This window comes from Spirosoma sp. KUDC1026, assembly GCF_013375035.1.
GTDB lineage: Bacteria > Bacteroidota > Bacteroidia > Cytophagales > Spirosomataceae > Spirosoma.
Genome location: NZ_CP056032.1, coordinates 4923209 through 4939887, shown reverse-complemented (window position 1 = coordinate 4939887; position 16679 = coordinate 4923209). Strand labels below are relative to the sequence as shown.

The following is a 16679-nucleotide window of genomic DNA, read 5'->3' as shown; positions in this document are numbered from 1 at the left end:
GCACTACTTGTTCTGACGCCACCGCTTGAGCCAGTCGCGCAGGAGTAGGGGCAGGGGTGGGTAATCGTGCGTTTGTTCACGACTTGCTGAACTGATTTCCTGGCCCAGCTCGACCGGAATGGCCCGCGATTTAGGGGTGCTCAGCAGTTGTGACGTGTACAGACTCTGGTGCCCCGACATCAGAAAACTGATCACGCAGGATACTGCCGCGTATGGGGCCACCGTTGCCCCGAACAATTCAATGGCCAGGATGCTGGTAGCAATGGGGGAGTTCGTTGTGCCGGCCAGCAGGCTGACAAAGCCGATGGCGGCAAACGTAGCGCGGTCGGCTCCCACCAGATCCGCGTAGAAACTGCCAGCCGTCGCGCCAATGAACAGGATAGGCGTAATGACGCTGCCAATCCGGCTGATGCTTAACGTAATGATGGTGAACAGTGCTTTCAGCAGAAACGCATACCATAGCACCGGAACGCCCCGGATGGTATCTTCCATGAGATTGAGTCCCAGGCCCAGGTAGTCGCGGGAGAAGAGCAGCGCGAGCCCCACCAGCACCAGGCCGCCGATTAGCCCTTTCAGGGGGCGCCAGATCGGTATTCGGGCCGTCAGGGCGGTGCTGCGACGAATGGTACGAAGCAGCGCAAAGGCGCATAAACCGAAGAAAATTCCCCCGGCCAGCAACCGGATAAAAAACCCTTCTTCAAAGGCCGGCACGAAATCCAGCGGGTAATAGAAGAACGTAATGCCCAGCGCCGAGGATACCTGGTACGCCGTAATGGAGGCTACAAAAGCGGGCAGCAGGACGTCGTACAGGATGATGCCCACCGCCAGAATTTCAATGCCGAACAGCGCGCCAGCCAGGGGAGCCCCAAATACGCAGGCGAAACCAGCGCAGAAGCCACACAGCACCATCTTCCGGCGATCGACGTCATCGACGCGCAGCAGCGTCGCGATGACGCTACCGATGCCAGCACCAATCTGGGCACAGGGGCTTTCCTTCCCCGCCGAACCGCCCGTTCCCAGAATCAACGATACGTTAATGACTTTGGTCGGAATGAACGTTCCGTCGATTTTACCGTAGTTTTTGTTGATGGCTGAAATCAGCGCATCGGTGCCCAGGTGACGTTTCAGCACGAACTGGCTGAGCAGGTTGGCGGTAAAGAAACTAAGTGGCAACAGGTAAAACACGTGTTCGTGCTGATTTCCCAGTTCGATGATGTGGTGAATGAACAGAATAAACGCCGATGCGGCTCCACCAACGAGTACGCCAATCACGGTTGAAATAACCAACCATTTCAGGACGGAAAAAAAGAGAATCAGTTCGTCGTTCAGGCGCATAGGCAGCAAAGTTACCAGCTAATGTGAATTTGATCGCCCACTTTTAACTGCTGCCAGGATGGATTTTTGGCTCGTAGTTGTGTCGTCGCTGTTTCAAGCACCCACTGCCCGGTTGGGGGGTCAAAGTATAACCGCTCAATCCGTTCGCTGTTTGCAGAACCTGTCATCGCAACTACCGTCTCCGCCCGAATTCGGCCCTGATCGAGGTGAATGATCCGGTCGGCCAGTGCCCGTACGTCGGCCTCATGGTGACTGACCAGCAGGGTGGTCGTGCCCCAGCGCTGGTGGAGGTCGAGCAAGACCTGCCGGAGGGCCTGGGCCGACGTGGTATCCAGAGCCGCGAACGGCTCGTCCAGTAAGAGCAGCTGCGGCTGGCGAACCAGCGCCCGGGCCAGCGATACCCGCTGCCGCTGCCCACCCGATAAACGAATCGGTTTCTGGTCGATGAACGGCTGCAAACCGGTCTGGTCGATCAGTTCGTCGGCCAGTGACTGCTGACCGGGCGGGGTAACAAACCGGATATTCTCAAGCACGGTCATATTTGGAAATAGGGCTGAATCCTGAAAAACGTACCCGATTGAGCGATCCTGCGGACGTCGGTTGACGCGTTGCTGAGTATCCAGCCAGATGGCGTCCCCGACGGCGATACGTCCCTGTGTGGGTGTTTCCAGCCCCGACAACAGGCGTAAAATCGTTGTCTTTCCCGAGCCCGACGGACCAACCAGTGCCGTCAGGCTGCCCATTGGTAGTGACAACTGTACGTGCAGGGTACCCGAACCCTCTGCAAACAGGCGGGGGAGCGTCAAATCGGTCTGGATCATACCGTAACGCGTTTGTTGATGCTATAGACCAGCAACAAAATGACGAACGAAAGTGCCAGCAGCAGCGCAGCGTAGGCGTGAGCTGTATCAAAATGCAGCAGTTCAACCTCGTCGTAGATAGCAATAGATGCGACCCGTGTCTGACCGGGCAGGTTACCACCAATCATCAATACCAGACCAAACTCACCGATCGTGTGGGCAAAAGAAAGAACAATCCCCGTCAGCAGGGCCGGTTTGCAGTTGGGGAGCAGGACCCGCCAGAAGGTCCGTACCGGCGACTGGCCCAGCGTGTAAGCGGCCTCGCGCCAGGAGGCTGGCAGATTTTCCAGACCTGCCTGAATGGGGTGCACCATAAACGGTAAACTATAAAGCAGCGAAGCCACCACCAGCCCCTCAAAGGAAAAAACAAGCTGTATATCCAGGTGTCTTAAGAGCCAGGCACCCAGCGCACTGGTTGGGCTGAAGGCCAGCAGCAAATAGAAACCGACTACCGAGGGCGGCAGTACCAGCGGCAGACTGATCAGGGCTTCAAGTACCGATTTGCCCCGAAATTGATTCAGAGCCAGGCCACCCGCTACTGGCACGCCAATGATAAACAATACCAGTGTCGTAATACTGGCTAGCCGCAGCGTGAGCCAGATTGGTTCCCAGTCGATGGGCATAGGCAAGAAAGTCAGACGCAGAGCGGATAATAAACGCTCGTACCTGTGCAAAGTACGGGTTGCAGGCGCATATCGCAAAAAGTGCGGCTCGCAAGGCAAGACAATATGCGCCCTAACCAGATGGTTATTTTTCGAAGGAACCGGTTACCGGGATACCACAAAAAAAAAGCCTTACTTCTCCAGGTAAGGCTTTTGTACGGGTACTCCGTCTAGGTTAGTGAGGAAGCCGGTTGGCGGTACGCTATTAAAATTAACTCAAAAGCTCTGACACATTGCTGATAGCTATGATAAGGGCTATCAGCACACGTACACCCAGATTATCAGTCTATTACAGCTCCAATGTAAAGCTGCTAAGCGGGTGTTGGCCGTGTTAGAAGATTACCTGTATTAACTCAACAGCTACAGTGGCTGCAACAGAAAAAACGGTAGTCCAGGTAACTAGATTGGTAATGTCGATGGAACTTGTACGTGATGAGGTCATGGCGGTTTATAGTACGTCGGTGAATGGTTGAATCAAAGGTAACGAAAAATACTTAAGTAATTAGTGCTATGTGCGAAATTGATTTATTTTTAATCGTTTATAAGTCAGGTAGTTAAGTAGACTTTAGATGTTTGTGGGCTATCAGCGCTAACAACCAGACGAATGATCGAACGCATACAAACGATACCAGGCCGAGCTCATTCGCTGAATCGGTTTTGCGTCCGGAACGCTTAACTTCGTGCCCGCTCTTGAAAGCAGCGAACAAACGCCATGTCGAAAGTTATACTGATAACCGGGGCCTCTACCGGGCTGGGTGAACATATTGCCAGTTATCTGGTCAAGCAGGGACACATTGTATACGGCACCTCCCGTAGCATCGAACAACTCACCAAACCATTTCGTACGCTGAACCTGGATGTATGCAGTGAATCCAGTATTCAGGCTGCTATTCAGCGTATTTTGACGGAGCAGGGACGGCTGGACGTGCTGATTAACAACGCCGGGCTCGGTATTGCGGCTCCGGTTGAATCCTTGCCTATTGCTGACGTACAACGGGTGTTCGATACCAACGTGGTTGGCGTTATTCGGACCATTCAGGCGGTATTACCAACCATGCGGGCGCAGAGATCCGGGCTGATCATCAATGTCAGCTCGATTGCGGCAGAGGCAGGTTTGCCTTATCGCGGGGCTTATAGTGCCAGCAAAGCGGCTGTTGACCGACTCACTGAAGCGCTGCGGCTGGAACTGGCTCCGTTTGGTGTACAGGCTTGCTACGTTCAGCCTGGCGGCACCCGGACTGATATCAACAAAAACCGGCTGAAGGTGTCGCTGCCAGCCAATAGTGTCTATAAAAAGACCTTCGACCGCACCTACGAACTCATTGATGAGAGCGTTAGTCAGGGGATTGCGCCGGACGTATTCGGACCACTAATCGAAAAAATTATTCAGTCTCCCCAGGTCGAACGGGCGTATCGCGTCGGTAAACCGCTGGAAAAATTCTCGGTTCTCTTAAAACGCCTGCTGCCTACGGGGGTCTACGAGCGCATGATTAGAAAGCACTATGAGATGTAGGCGATTTGCGCCAGCCTGTCTCGCCGTGCTACAGGTAATAGCCCTTAAGTAATCGCATGGCCGAGCGTTCGTCCGGCGCGCAGGGCTGACAGAACGTACCAACCCCATTAACGGGGCCTTCGTACTGCCAGGAGAACCGCTTGACGTACTTACCAGGTCGATCGGTGATCATTAACGTAATGTCCAGCGGAACGGCGTATAAGGTTACACCATTGGGGAGTCCCAGCTTGAAAGCGGGTTTGCCGTTCAGGCTGCTTTTACCGAGGTACTTCACTTTAGCTTCTTTACGGTCGCGCCCATACACGTATGAGATAGTCGACGCTGTATTGTTCCGAACCCAGAACGAGAATTCTTCGTACCCGTCGGTGCCGGGTTTGCCAGTTGAGTAATTGGCAACCTGACCTGGCTGGGCCTGACCTGGCCGGGCTAGTGTAACCTGTCCAAGCAGCAGAAAAAAGGCGAAGATCGTTTTCATAACCGTCGATTGATATGGAATAAGTGACAGAAATCGCTCAGTATAACTGAAGCCAGCAATTTTTGTCACTGGTAGGTCATTCGTTGAGCATCGCTCACGCTGATTTACATCCTGTTCCCCGGTGTATTTATGAAACGACTACGTTGCGTATGTCCGCTCTGCCTTATCCTTACTTTGTTACTGGGCGTACCTGGTGTACGTGGTCAGTCCAAACCGCCAATTCCGTTACAGCACATCGTTTTCAAAGACAACGTACTGCCCAGTTTCATCGAGATGTTTGCCGGCAGAAAAAAGAGGGCTGTGCGGGTAAACCTACGGGAAGCAGAAGAAGGCTATACCTGTAATCTATCGGATGTGTATTTCCTCAACGAAATTATTGATCATCCGCCAACGCGCTGGGCTGTCTGGAAGGGTATTGTTGTGATTGTTGAATCAGCCGTGCGGGCAGACTCGATTTTTCAAATAACGGATACTGCACCGGTTGCGAATCTGATCAGCTATGGGGAACCGTTTATGGAGAAATATCAATCCGTTAATGACCTTGGAAACGGGCTGCTGATGATGGACGTCATACTCGTTCATGGCGGCCTAGAATGGCAATTCAGGGTAAAAAACGGTCGGGAAGAATGGTCCCGGAACAATCGTGGGTTTGATTCACGGGATATACCGCCCTTGCCGCCGACAAACGATTGATGCGTAAACGAACCGCCCGACTTGCTGGATAGCGAGCCGGGCGGTTCTTATATGAGTTTTACGAAGAGTTAAATCGGCCTCTTTTTTCGCTATTTACCACCCCCTGCCCCCTCCTAGAAAATTAGGAGGGGGAACATTCAGAAGTGACCTTTTTTATCCCCTCCTAGAACAGGAGGGGGTAGGCGGGGCGGCCCATGCCGGTGGTCAGAACACCCGCTCAATACCCCTGATTCTGCGGGAACGTAGTTGGATTATTGTACACATCAATTTCAGACTGCGGAATTGGGTAAAGAACCCGGTAAGCGGGCATGGTGATACCCGTTACTTTGATCGCTTCGACGGCGGTGCCCGTCCGGATGAGGTCGAACCAGCGGTCGCTTTCAAGGGCTAGTTCCAGCCGGCGCTCGGCAATGACGGCCGTCTGAAAAGCTTCTTTTGTGGGGAGCTGAGCGCTGGTGTACGTAGCGACCCCCGCCCGGGTCCGAACCCTGTTCAAGGCCATGAAGGCATCGCCGTTGGCCTGGTAGCCCACCTGGTTCAGGGCTTCGGCATAGAGTAGCAGCACGTCAGCGAAACGTAATACCGGAAAGTCGTTACCTACGTCGTTGGTTGAAGACAGTTCATCATAAAACTTTCGAGGAACGGCGTTGATACTGCTTGGTACCGGCACCTGAACGGTGAGCGGTAGCCGTTTGTCGCCAGTCGGGTAAGCCGCCCGCAGGGACGGTTCGATATTGTCGCCAATGCTGGTGCCGAACCAGGAGCCGTGCCCTTCGCCCAATAAACCACCTTTCCGGTACTTCACCGCAAACAGCAGTTCGGCGTTGTTCTTGTTCGTCACGGCAAAGACATCAGCCACGTTCGGTAATAGCTGATAGCGCGTGCCGGTAACCAGTTCGCGCAGCGTTGATACGGCCAGGTCGTATTTCTTTTCCGTTACGTACACTTTACCCAGCAGACCGCGCGCCGATCCCGACGTGGCCCGGCCAATGTCGTTGCCGGTATAACTGGCGGGCAGACCCGCTATTGCCGCCGTCAGGTCGGTTTCGATAGCGGCATAAATGGCCGCCACTTCGTTGCGGGTGTACGACCGGGCGTCGGCAGTAGTACCGGCCGTCAGAACCAGGGGTACCTTGCCCCACAGCCGGACCAGATTGAAATATGACAGGGCGCGGATAAACTGAGCTTCGCCCTTGTAACGCGCCTTAAGGGTAGCGTCCATTGTCACGGCATCGATCTTGTCCAGAATCAGGTTGCAGCGGTTGATACCCGTGTACAGGCTGCCCCAGGTATCGCGCAATACCGTATTCGTCGTTGGTTCAATAAACCGGTCGATGTTGTACCGCAAGCCAGAACCCGACGAAGGATCGTTGTCCAAGACGTTGTCGCTGCGGGCTTCGATGATTGTGTTGAACTCGCTGCCGTACTGGCTGGGGTTCTGTAAAGCATCATAGGCCCCGTTGACGGCATTATTGAAGTCGCTGGGTGTCCTGTAAAAATTATCCACGTTGGGCTGCGACAGGGGCGACAGATCAAGGAAGTCTTTGCGGCAAGCTGTTAGTATAAGCGTGACAAAGAGCAAAAGAGTGCCGCAACGGAAGTTGAAAGAGTGCCGCAACGGAAGTTGAAAGAGTGCTGCGCTACTTATTGACTGAAAGCGTGTTTTTTTCATGGCGCTGGGTGGGTTAGAAAGACAGGTTAAGACCAACCGACATCGTACGGGGCAGGGGATACGTACCGTAATCTTCCCCCGACGAAAGAGCGCTGTCCGGGCGGCTGTTTACCTCCGGGTTATAGCCCAGGTATTTAGTGAATGTGAACAGGTTTTGCCCCGTTACATAGATGCGCGCCCGGTTCATGTGCCAGCGCTGCATAAGCGTCGACGGAAGCGTGTAGCCCAGCGTGAGGGTGCGAATACGAACGTAGGAACCATCTTCAATGTGCCAGGTCGAGATCTCGCCGTTCGAACCCGACGCCAGTCGGTTGGCCCGGTTTACGATACCATTGCCCGGATTATCGGGCGACTGCCAGCGGTCGAGCGCTCCCCGGAACAGGTTGCCGTTACCTTCCAGGTTGTAGATATACCGCCGGATCAGGTTCAGGATCTTGTGACCCTGTACGCCCTGCACGGCAACGCCCAGATCGAAACCCCGGTAGGCCAGGTTGCTGTTGAAACCAAAGGTGAATTTGGGAAAATAGCTGCCCGTAATGGCCCGGTCACGGTTAAAGTCGATTGTTCCATTCCCATCCGTATCCCGGAACTTGAAATCGCCGGGGCGGGTCGTCGATACGTGCGGGTAAGCGTCAATCTCCGCCTGATTTTTGAAAACACCGTCGTTGATCATGGTGTAGTACTCACCAATCGGACGATCGATCTGCGTAATGAACTGCGCGCCCGCTACGCCACCCTGCGTAATGATCGGATCGCCGGCGGGGCCAAGTGCCTTGACGCGGTTGCGGTTACTGGCGAAGTTCAGGCTGCCGTCCCAGATCAGTTTGCCGAACGTCTGCCGGGTTCCCAGGGTGACTTCAATCCCTTTGTTGTTCACTTTGCCGATGTTCTGCAATTCGGTGCTGAAACCCGACGCGCGGGGGACCGGTACGTTCAGCAACAGGTCCGAGGTGTTAGCGTCATAATAGTCGACGGTCAGGTTCAGGCGGTTGCGCCAGAAACTCAAATCGAAGCCTACGTCGAGCATGGCTGTTTTTTCCCAGCGCAGCCGGTCGTTGGCCGAGTTGCCCGGAGCCAGCCCACTAACGATTGTCTCATTGCCCAGGATATAGTTCTGGTACGTCAGCAGGCTGACCGACCCGTAGTTGGGAATCTGAAAGTTACCCGTCAGGCCGTAGCTGGCCCGCAGTTTCAGGTCGCTCAGCCAGGTCGATGACTTCAGAAAAGACTCCTGCGAGATGTTCCAGCCTGCCGACACCGATGGGAAGTACCCCCAGCGATTGTCGCGCCCGAAGCGGGAGGAACCGTCCGCCCGGATCGCGCCCGAAAACAGGTACTTGCCGTTGTAATCGTACTGCACCCGGCCCAGGTACGACAGCAGCGACCACTCCTGAATGTCGGAACTTCCCGACGATACCTGCCCGGCGTTCAGCGTGTAGACCAGGTCGTTCGGGAAGTTGGTGGCCGTTAGTTCGTTGGCGATGCGCCGGTCTTTCTGGGCCGTAAAACCCGCCAGCGCCGACACGGTATGCGCTCCGAACGAGCGGTTGTAGTTCAGCGTATTCTCGACCAGCCAGTTCACAAAGTTCTGCGCCCGTGAGAAACCCGTTGGCGTCGATGGGCCTTTGCGGTCCCGGATCTCGAGCGTTGAGGGCCGGTAGTAATCCCGCTGGAAGCTGTTTACATCAGTCCCCAGATTGAGCCGGTAGGAGAGGCCATCAATGATGTCGTACTGCGCGTACGTATTGCCCAATATCCGGATCTGGCTCAGTTTGTCGGACACCTGATTGGCAATAGCTACCGGGTTCAGAATCGACGTAGCGCCGTAGCCCCAGGCGTTGCCACCAAAATTGTACGAGCCGTCAGCGTTGGTTGCCGGCCAGATCGGCGCGAGCTGCAGCGCCAGACCAACCACCCCTTCGCCCAGATACGGACCTTCTGCCTTCACCAGATCGTGGTAGCCGTACGTTGGGTTGAGGTTCGCACCGACCGTCAGCCGCCCTGTTTTAATTTCGACATTGGCGCGGGCGCTGTACCGTTTGTAGCCCGAACTGATAACTACCCCCCGCTGGTTGAGGTAGTTGCCCGATACGTAGAATCTAACATTGTCTTTACCGCCAGAGATGGAGATCGTATGATTCTGGATGGGCGCTGACCGAAAAATAGCATCCTGCCAGTCGGTATCGGTTAGATTTGCCTGCCCGTTCAGGTACGGAACAATTTCGGGCTGAATTAACGTACTGGGGGCCCCCACGCCCCGGTTGCGGATGTCGTTCGAGTCGGTGGGCTTGCCGGTTGGGTTGCGATCGAGGTAGGCGTTGTTTTTCGCTTCGTAGCTCAACTGAGCGTATTCGTAGGCGTTAAGCAGGTCGATCTTTTTTGATACCTGCTGCACCCCCACGTACGTATCGTAGTTCACGACCGTCTTGCCTTCCTTGCCCCGTTTGGTAGTTAGCAGCACCACGCCATTGGACCCCCGCGATCCGTAGATGGCCGCGGCCGACGCATCTTTCAGGACTTCGATGCTCTCGATATCGTCGGTGTTGAGCGTACTCAGGACGTTGATCGGGTTGTCGGGAAACTGCGTGTTCGTGCTGCCGGTGGCAAACTTGGTATCGCGCGAAAGCGGAATTCCATCGACTACGTAGAGCGGATCGTTCCCCGCGCTGATGGACCCCGTGCCGCGTACCCGAACCGACAGGGCTGCACCGGGCGCGCCCGAGGTCTGCGTTACCTGCACCCCGGCAATTTTGGCCGCCAGCGCCTGGTCGAAGCTGGGCACGGGCTGGTTCGCCAGATCCTTCGCCCGAACGGAGCCGATCGATGTGGTGATGTCGCGCCGGTTCTGCACGCCGTAGCCCACAACGACAACTTCGCTCAGGGCGTTGTCAGTAGCAGTCAGTCTGGCATCAACCACGCTGCGATTGCCAACGGTGACTTCCAGTGGCTGATAGCCAATAAAGGAAAATACCAGCACCGTACCGCCCGCGGGCAGATTGAGCTGGTATTTACCCGCGGCATCGGTAGTGGCTCCCACCGAGGTTCCTTTAACCTGAACCGTTGTTCCGGCCAGTTTCTCGCCGTTGGCGGCATCGGTGACGGTGCCCGTAATGAGCGTTTGTGCCAGGCTGACCTGCGCCAGAAGGAGCAGGAGGGCTACACTTGCCCAGAGGTGGATGCCGCGCCGGACTTTTATGCGTAATGGTACAAGCATACTGATTGAGTTAACTGATGAATACCTGATTAGCAAATTTTCTACTGGCTGGATCAGCAGCACAATATTACGTGCTAGACGAGCATAGAATTGAAAAATTTTAATGCGATTTTTAAATTGGCGACCATAGCTGTCAGTTCGGACTAATGGCCCGGAAAGAAACTGACTACATCCAGCAAGCAAAAGGGGGCAGAACGACGACGAACGTAACAATCCGGTTGATTTTTCGCTTGTACGAATAGTAAGGCTGCATCCGGATTGCTTTCTGTATGGTAAGTACGATAGTTGAGTGGTGTAAGACGAGCGATTGATCAATACGACCTATGAAACAGAAAGCGACCATCTGGCTGGTTGACGATGACCAAAACGTTGTTGATGTCATTCAACGGGCATTTCAGCGGGAGAACCTGAGTTGCCAGGTTATGAGCTTTCCGGACGGCTCCTCGTTGATGCAGCAATTGTCTCACAGTGACCACTTGCCTTCGTTACTGGTGGTCGATTATTACCTGCCGGGTGATGATGGCCTGAAAATTATTGAAGCACTAAAGGCAAATCCGGATACCAGTACGCTGAAAACGGTGCTGTTCAGCCAGAGCCTGAACAACGAGATTGTGTCAAAAGCGCAGGACATGAACGTATATCAGGTAACCCCTAAACCGACCAGCTTCAAAGAATGGCGTGATTTTGCCGATGAGCTTTGCCTGGCGGGTTATTTCGTCTAACTGTCCGGTTTCGTTATCTTACCGGGGTTATGACGATCCGTTTTGCTACCCTCGCCGATGCGCCTGCCCTGCTGGCTATCTACGCCCCTTACGTCGCCGATTCGTTTGTGTCTCTGGAGTATGAGGTGCCGTCGCTGACGGAGTTTACCCGGCGAATTGAAACCATTCAGCAGCAGCTGCCGTATCTGGTTGCCGAAGCAGACGGACATGTGCTGGGCTACGCGTACGCGTCGAAGCACCACGACCGGGCCGGGTATCAATGGTCGGTCGATACGTCGGTGTATATTCATGCTGACGGCCACCGGCAGGGTATTGGTCGGCAGCTCTACGACCATCTGTTTGATTTCCTTCGGCGGCAGGGGTATTATACCGCATACGCGGGCATTACGATCCCGAATCCAAAAAGTGATTTCTTCCACCGGTCAATGGGTTTCGACCTCGTCGGAACGTACCATAACGTCGGTTACAAGATGGGTGCCTGGCGGAGCGTATCCTGGTTCCAGTATACCCTGCAACCGTATCCGATCAATCCAACTCCACCTTTGTCAGTCCACGAGATTGTCTAACCAAACCTGAGCTGGTGCTTTCGGCGAACGAAGAACCACTCGGCCACAACCAGATTGGGTACCCAGCAGAGCCAGGCTACAATGCGGTAGGCCACAGGAAACGGGAGATGAAATACCGCCAGTTCCAGCGGCAGGATGATGCGTAACGTAACGGCCGCCAGCGTGAGGGCGTAACTCCGGTACATCCACTGCTGATGCAGCCGCAACTCGCCCCGCCGAACTGTCGCGTAGGCCTGCCAGGTGGTGTAGAACCAAGCCACGGCCAGACCGGCAAAGCCTGCTGCCGCAATCCAGCCCGTATCGGCAAACCAAGAAATGTAAAACGCTACGGCGCTGGCTATCAGAATACTGACAACGTATACCTTACCAAGTTGCCGGTGCAGCGCCAGTCGACGCGCCCGCATCCGGGTCGAAAACTGAATTGGTCCCAGCACCAGTGCCGTTGCCCCCAGCAGAACGTGCGTCCAGAAGGCAAGCCGCCAGAGCAGACTCCCCAGCGGTTTGTGTTGCAGAAAACCATCGTGCAGGCCGGGCACAAAGAACGTCAGCGCGTAGATCGCAACGGCGACAATCAGGAAATAACCAACGTAGTTAAACGTCTTTCTGACGAGGGTAAGCATGGTACTGGCGTTTGTATCAGCTAAAGTAAATAGCGCTACTTAACTACGGGGTTGAAAAGCGACAAAGCGGTGGTTTTCCGGGATAGACAGGGAATAGAGACGGATAAAGTAGGCGCTTCAGGAAAAGTAGTAGATGAAAGGGGACGGTCGGGCATGGCTTCCCTTTTTCGTTTCTGAGAGTAATTAGCACTGATGTCCCTTATTGTTTTCGTATAGTTTACTGCTCTGATTGCTAAGAACCGAATGAGTCAGGTCAGAACTATACTGTCGTTTACCAGTTCCGAGAAACTATTAAAACAATACTATTCAAACAAAATGGCTCAATTGGAAGGCTATAGAGTTTGCTGATTATCAGGAGTGAATACAAGCAGACTGCTATGATGGAAAATTTTAATTCTGGAGTGACAAAAGCGATAAAACTCATTCTTATAAGAAGAAAGTAATCTTGAAAAATTATACTTAATCTAGTGTATGGTTACAACAGAAGTAACTAATCGGCAGACCGTTAGGAAGGTCGACAAGCGAAGCAATCTTTCCCGCCAGGAGTTGCTGGAACAATACATTGAACCCGAACTGCCCGTTGTTGTAACCGATGCCACCCGAGATTGGTCGGCGATGGGAAAACTGACGCCCGATTTCTTTAAGAAGGCGTATGGCCACATGACGAAGGAGATCAAAGGAAAAACCTACACGCTGTCGCAGTACGTCGACATGATGATGGAGTCGACGCCCGAAAATCCAGCGCCCTACCCGTTCAACCTCAATATCAAAAACCATTGTCCTGAATTGCTGGACGATCTGAAACCGGAGATCATCTACGGCAAATCGGACCGGATCAACCACCCGCTGCTGCCTAATTTTATGCTGCACGGGACTGATATCTACGAGTTCTTTTTCGGGGGAAACGGGGCTAGTTTTCCGTTTCTGCACGTCGATGCGCTGTACCTGCATACGCAGATCACCCAGCTTTACGGCTCGAAAGAATTTATTCTTTTCCCACCCGAGCAGGCTGCGTTCATGTATCCCCGGCCTGACAACGACAAAATCTCCCAGGTCGACGTATTTAATCCCGACTACGAGAAATTCCCCCTATTCCAGAACGTAGAGCCGATTCGGGTAATCGTGGAAGAGGGCGAAACTATCCTGTTTCCGACAAAATGGTGGCATACAACCCGGATTCATGAACCATGTATTTCACTGGGCCGGGTGCAGCTGAACGCGGGTAACTGGGACGATTTTACCCGCGACAACTACAAATCCTGGCAGCAGTACCGGCCTGGTATCGCCAAACCCGCCCTGCTATACGCTAAAACGCTGGGAAAACTGATGGACATCCAGGAGAAGTTTAACTGATCCGGTTGCATCAATAAAAACGCGGGCGGCCTGATTCCAATGGGAACGGGCCGCCCGCGTTACGTTTGTGGTATAAAGATGACTAGTTCAATCCCAACTCCTGCGCTTTAAGCGTCTCATACACGTCCCGCCGGACAAACGTGCGTTTGAGGTTTTCCGTTGAATGCACGAGTACGTAGCCCGCTTTTTTCAGTTTATCGCAGGATTTTTTGATCCGGAAATGGAAGAGTTTGTCTTTGGTGTTGAATACCTCGTCAAATTCGACCAGAATGACCTTGACGTCCAGCTTGTCGTCCACGATGGTGTCGATCACGGTATATTCGGCCCCTTCGATTTCCATCTTAACCAGATCGACCGATTGATGACCGAGTTGTTTCATCAGATTGCTCAACCGATCAACAGGCGCTTCGATGTACTTACCCGTGTCCTGAAACAGATAAACCGAGTGGGAAGGGTAGTCGTCGCGGTCGGGGGCAAAAAACTTGAGCTTCGTTTTGGCATCCCACACGCCGACCTCCACGAACGTTATGGCGTCCACCTGCTCTTTGTTAACGCGGTACGTAAACGGAATGCTGGTATGAATAGAAAACGGCTGGTTCCGGCTGGCGTATTCTTTCAGCTTCTCAAAATGGTGAATGCCCTCGGGCATTGGGTCGAAGATGTACACGCGCGAATCGAACCGGTATTTTAGTTCTGTATCGAAGGAGATGTCCTCGCCCGCACCGATGCAGTAACAGACCGAGTCGGGAGTAAGGAAGTTCTCCGGTACGTGGTAACCGTGAAAGGTGGAGCCCACGTGGGTTAAATTACGCAGCGGCTGAACGCCCTGTTGCGGATGAATACCGATAATTTTTTTGGTAACGCTCGTGATCGTTTTCAGCATAAGTACATGAAAAACCAGGTGGACCAATACCGCGTGACGTATGCCGGTTATCGACTTGCTGTAGGCGGTAACAATTGGTTTATTCTTCTCTATGGGACATCACCTAATCAGATAAGTCACGTACAATCTGATATTTAACGTCACTTCCTGTTCACGAATCAGGCCGTTACCAGCAGTAGCATATTCATCAGGCCATCGGCCGAATGGAGGGAGGCTGTTTGCTGTAACGTAATGCCGCCGATATCGGCAAATCGGAGCAGCATCTGCTGTTCGTAGGCTGCAATGGCCATTTTCGTGCTTGTAAAGTTCTCATCAGTCAGGCAGCGGCTCAGCTCCAGTGCGTCGAGCATAGCCATGTTGACGCCTTCACCGGCGTAGGGCGGCATGAGGTGAGCCGCATCGCCCAGCATGGTCAGGTTGGGCAGGCTTTCCCACTGCTGGTCCAGGGGCATGCAGTACTGCGGACGGGGCGTAAAGGGCGTTGTTGCTCCATCGATCAGCTCCAGCCAGATTGGGTTCCAGTCGCCAAACATCTGCTCGAACCAGGTCCGGACCTGCGCCTTATGGCTAAAATCAATGCTGCTGCTACCTACCCAGTCTTCATCCGTTTTGCAGCCCGTATAGAAGACCAGACTCCCGTCGCCTTTGGAACTGACAATAATCGTTTTCTCGTCGCTAATGGCAAAAATTTTACCGCCCTTCAGCAACTCGTGGACAGCCGGTGCGTTGATCGCTGAGTTGTATACCGTGCCTTCCACGATGGTAACACCCGAATAGAATGGGCGGATGGACGTAACGAGTGGCCGGAGCTTTGAGTTGGCTCCGTCGGCGGCAATGACCAGGTCGGCCACCGCCGACGTATCATTCTGAAAGTTGATCTGCCAGCCATCACCCAGCGGTTTCATATCCATCAGGTGGCTGTTCCAGACAACCGTACCGGGCAGGAGCGAATCCAGCAGGATGTCGCGCAGGGGACCGCGATCAATTTCGGGCCGACTGGCGTCCTTATTCTCGTTCGTGTGGTCGTCCAGATGGATGGTAGCGTCCGCATCCACAATACGGACCCGGTCGGCACCAGGGCGGTGATTCGTAACAAAGGCGTCCATCAGTCCAGCGGCTTGCAAGGCCATTAGGCCCGATTCTTCGTGCAGGTCAAGTGTAGCGCCCTGCACCCGGGCGTCCCGGTTGAGATCACGCTCGTATACGTGCACATCAGCACCTTTTTGTTGCAGGAGTCGGGCCAGGGTAAGGCCGCCAGGGCCTCCGCCAACGATGGCTATTTTTTTGTTTGTTACGGTACTCATGGTCTTACTTGTTTTATAAGATTATCGGCGTAATCCATTGATAACGACCTGGCAGCAGGCCCGTATAGTTTTTTCAGTAATGATTTGTTGGGGGCGGTCGAGGTAGTCGAAATATTCGCTGACGAGGTCAAGCAAGGGGGCAAAGAGCAGCGCTCGGTAGACGTCAAACGGAAAATCGGGAATAATTCCTGCCTGACTGTGCCGGCTCAAAAACTGGTGGATGGGCACAAAATGATGCGCCTGCTCGATGTTGCGTTCCTGATAGGCTTTGTTCAGCAGGGGCGATGATTTGCCGTACTGCATCAGAACAAAAGCGTGTCGGTTGGCTGTCAGGTAGCTGAAGCTGTTGAGCCAGATTGTCTGCACACCTTCGGTAAAGTCCATGGTTTCGTCGAAGCCCGTCAGGATGGCGGTTTCGTAAGCGTCGAGAACCTCTTCAATAAACAGCTTGATGAGCAGATCCTCCTTGTTTTCGTACTTCAGGTAGATCGTGCGAGGAGATATATTCGCTTCTTTTGCCAACCGCTGCATGCTCAGGTTCTCCAGCCCTTCGTCGGCAATCAACTGAAGAGCCACGGCTACAATCGCCTGTTCTTTTTCTTCGCTTCTGGGTCGCATAAAATGGACATGGGTTAAATCATTATTGACTTAACAAATATAGTAAGTAAACGTTCATTTATATTACATTTTTTGACAAAACGAATTGTAAGGTACCCTGGACCAATGAATCGGTTGAGTATGGGGCGTAGGTTGAAAAGCGCTGAGGGTGGGAGTCTGACCTATAGCGATGTTAGCCGGATGGTTGTT

At 53.6% G+C, this 16679-nt stretch carries 15 protein-coding genes; 5 read left to right on the top strand and 10 right to left on the bottom strand.

Translation table 11 applies throughout. The features are described 5' to 3' along the window. Positions 1-3 precede the first annotated feature (3 nt). Genes HU175_RS20655 through modB form a run of 3 tightly spaced genes read right to left on the bottom strand, consistent with a single transcriptional unit; the run spans position 4 to position 2818 of the window. Positions 4-1335 (bottom strand): chloride channel protein, encoded by a 1332-nt coding sequence (locus tag HU175_RS20655; RefSeq protein WP_176568380.1) that lies wholly within the window; start codon positions 1333-1335, stop codon positions 4-6. Positions 1336-1346: 11 nt separating this feature from the next. Beyond that, on the bottom strand, positions 1347-2156 hold the full coding sequence (locus HU175_RS20650; protein ID WP_176568379.1) for an ATP-binding cassette domain-containing protein: 810 nt from the start codon (positions 2154-2156) through the stop codon (positions 1347-1349). Beyond that, positions 2153-2818 carry a molybdate ABC transporter permease subunit gene (gene modB / locus HU175_RS20645; RefSeq protein ID WP_176568378.1) on the bottom strand — a complete coding sequence of 222 codons (666 nt, stop codon included), beginning with the start codon at positions 2816-2818 and terminating at the stop codon, positions 2153-2155. Before modB ends, HU175_RS20650 begins: the two co-directional genes overlap by 4 nt. 751 nt (positions 2819-3569) lie before the next feature. On the opposite strand from modB, the gene HU175_RS20640 reads away from it, so the two are divergent. Beyond that, complete coding sequence (locus HU175_RS20640) at positions 3570-4370, top strand: SDR family oxidoreductase (RefSeq protein ID WP_176568377.1); 801 nt, start codon at positions 3570-3572, stop codon at positions 4368-4370. Between the two features lie 28 nt (positions 4371-4398). Here the strand turns inward: HU175_RS20640 and HU175_RS20635 are convergent, their stop codons facing one another. Continuing rightward, positions 4399-4845 carry a hypothetical protein gene (locus HU175_RS20635; protein ID WP_176568376.1) on the bottom strand — a complete coding sequence of 149 codons (447 nt, stop codon included), beginning with the start codon at positions 4843-4845 and terminating at the stop codon, positions 4399-4401. Between the two features lie 129 nt (positions 4846-4974). On the opposite strand from HU175_RS20635, the gene HU175_RS20630 reads away from it, so the two are divergent. Continuing rightward, entirely contained in the window at positions 4975-5538 is a 564-nt protein-coding gene (locus HU175_RS20630) for a hypothetical protein (RefSeq protein ID WP_176568375.1), read from the top strand. Between the two features lie 217 nt (positions 5539-5755). Here HU175_RS20630 and HU175_RS20625 read toward each other — a convergent pair whose 3' ends face one another. Together HU175_RS20625 and HU175_RS20620 are read right to left on the bottom strand one after the other, a co-directional pair. Next, entirely contained in the window at positions 5756-7210 is a 1455-nt protein-coding gene (locus tag HU175_RS20625; protein WP_176568374.1) for a RagB/SusD family nutrient uptake outer membrane protein, read from the bottom strand. Positions 7211-7223: 13 nt separating this feature from the next. Further along, complete coding sequence (locus HU175_RS20620; protein WP_176568373.1) at positions 7224-10424, bottom strand: SusC/RagA family TonB-linked outer membrane protein; 3201 nt, start codon at positions 10422-10424, stop codon at positions 7224-7226. A 323-nt stretch (positions 10425-10747) separates the two neighbouring features. On the opposite strand from HU175_RS20620, the gene HU175_RS20615 reads away from it, so the two are divergent. Both HU175_RS20615 and HU175_RS20610 read left to right on the top strand, forming a co-directional pair. After that, entirely contained in the window at positions 10748-11146 is a 399-nt protein-coding gene (locus HU175_RS20615) for a response regulator (protein ID WP_176568372.1), read from the top strand. A gap of 29 nt (positions 11147-11175) precedes the next feature. Further along, the gene (locus HU175_RS20610; protein WP_176568371.1) at positions 11176-11712 is read left to right on the top strand and encodes a GNAT family N-acetyltransferase; all 537 of its coding nucleotides are present in this window, start codon (positions 11176-11178) and stop codon (positions 11710-11712) included. Here HU175_RS20610 and HU175_RS20605 read toward each other — a convergent pair. Next, complete coding sequence (locus HU175_RS20605; protein ID WP_176568370.1) at positions 11709-12332, bottom strand: DUF2306 domain-containing protein; 624 nt, start codon at positions 12330-12332, stop codon at positions 11709-11711. The genes HU175_RS20610 and HU175_RS20605 overlap by 4 nt on opposite strands. 471 nt (positions 12333-12803) lie before the next feature. Between HU175_RS20605 and HU175_RS20600 the strand changes: the two genes are divergently transcribed. Continuing rightward, entirely contained in the window at positions 12804-13685 is an 882-nt protein-coding gene (locus HU175_RS20600) for a cupin-like domain-containing protein (RefSeq protein ID WP_176568369.1), read from the top strand. Between the two features lie 82 nt (positions 13686-13767). Here the strand turns inward: HU175_RS20600 and HU175_RS20595 are convergent, their stop codons facing one another. From HU175_RS20595 to HU175_RS20585, 3 genes are all read right to left on the bottom strand, one after another. Then, positions 13768-14568 (bottom strand): FkbM family methyltransferase, encoded by an 801-nt coding sequence (locus tag HU175_RS20595; RefSeq protein ID WP_176568368.1) that lies wholly within the window; start codon positions 14566-14568, stop codon positions 13768-13770. 158 nt (positions 14569-14726) lie between these two features. Continuing rightward, positions 14727-15872: an FAD-dependent oxidoreductase gene (locus HU175_RS20590; protein ID WP_176568367.1), complete on the bottom strand. Its 1146-nt coding sequence runs from the start codon at positions 15870-15872 to the stop codon at positions 14727-14729. Between the two features lie 21 nt (positions 15873-15893). Beyond that, positions 15894-16490: a TetR/AcrR family transcriptional regulator gene (locus HU175_RS20585; RefSeq protein ID WP_176568366.1), complete on the bottom strand. Its 597-nt coding sequence runs from the start codon at positions 16488-16490 to the stop codon at positions 15894-15896. Between the last annotated feature and the right edge of the window lie 189 nt (positions 16491-16679).

Bases quoted from the DNA above. Each gene is read 5' to 3' on its own strand.
- HU175_RS20655 (WP_176568380.1), bottom strand. From the start codon at position 1,335: ATGCGCCTGAACGACGAACTGATTCTCTTTTTTTCCGTCCTGAAATGG.
- HU175_RS20650 (WP_176568379.1), bottom strand. From the start codon at position 2,156: ATGATCCAGACCGATTTGACGCTCCCCCGCCTGTTTGCAGAGGGTTCG.
- modB (WP_176568378.1), bottom strand. From the start codon at position 2,818: ATGCCCATCGACTGGGAACCAATCTGGCTCACGCTGCGGCTAGCCAGT.
- HU175_RS20640 (WP_176568377.1), top strand. From the start codon at position 3,570: ATGTCGAAAGTTATACTGATAACCGGGGCCTCTACCGGGCTGGGTGAA.
- HU175_RS20635 (WP_176568376.1), bottom strand. From the start codon at position 4,845: ATGAAAACGATCTTCGCCTTTTTTCTGCTGCTTGGACAGGTTACACTA.
- HU175_RS20630 (WP_176568375.1), top strand. From the start codon at position 4,975: ATGAAACGACTACGTTGCGTATGTCCGCTCTGCCTTATCCTTACTTTG.
- HU175_RS20625 (WP_176568374.1), bottom strand. From the start codon at position 7,210: ATGAAAAAAACACGCTTTCAGTCAATAAGTAGCGCAGCACTCTTTCAA.
- HU175_RS20620 (WP_176568373.1), bottom strand. From the start codon at position 10,424: ATGCTTGTACCATTACGCATAAAAGTCCGGCGCGGCATCCACCTCTGG.
- HU175_RS20615 (WP_176568372.1), top strand. From the start codon at position 10,748: ATGAAACAGAAAGCGACCATCTGGCTGGTTGACGATGACCAAAACGTT.
- HU175_RS20610 (WP_176568371.1), top strand. From the start codon at position 11,176: ATGACGATCCGTTTTGCTACCCTCGCCGATGCGCCTGCCCTGCTGGCT.
- HU175_RS20605 (WP_176568370.1), bottom strand. From the start codon at position 12,332: ATGCTTACCCTCGTCAGAAAGACGTTTAACTACGTTGGTTATTTCCTG.
- HU175_RS20600 (WP_176568369.1), top strand. From the start codon at position 12,804: ATGGTTACAACAGAAGTAACTAATCGGCAGACCGTTAGGAAGGTCGAC.
- HU175_RS20595 (WP_176568368.1), bottom strand. From the start codon at position 14,568: ATGCTGAAAACGATCACGAGCGTTACCAAAAAAATTATCGGTATTCAT.
- HU175_RS20590 (WP_176568367.1), bottom strand. From the start codon at position 15,872: ATGAGTACCGTAACAAACAAAAAAATAGCCATCGTTGGCGGAGGCCCT.
- HU175_RS20585 (WP_176568366.1), bottom strand. From the start codon at position 16,490: ATGCGACCCAGAAGCGAAGAAAAAGAACAGGCGATTGTAGCCGTGGCT.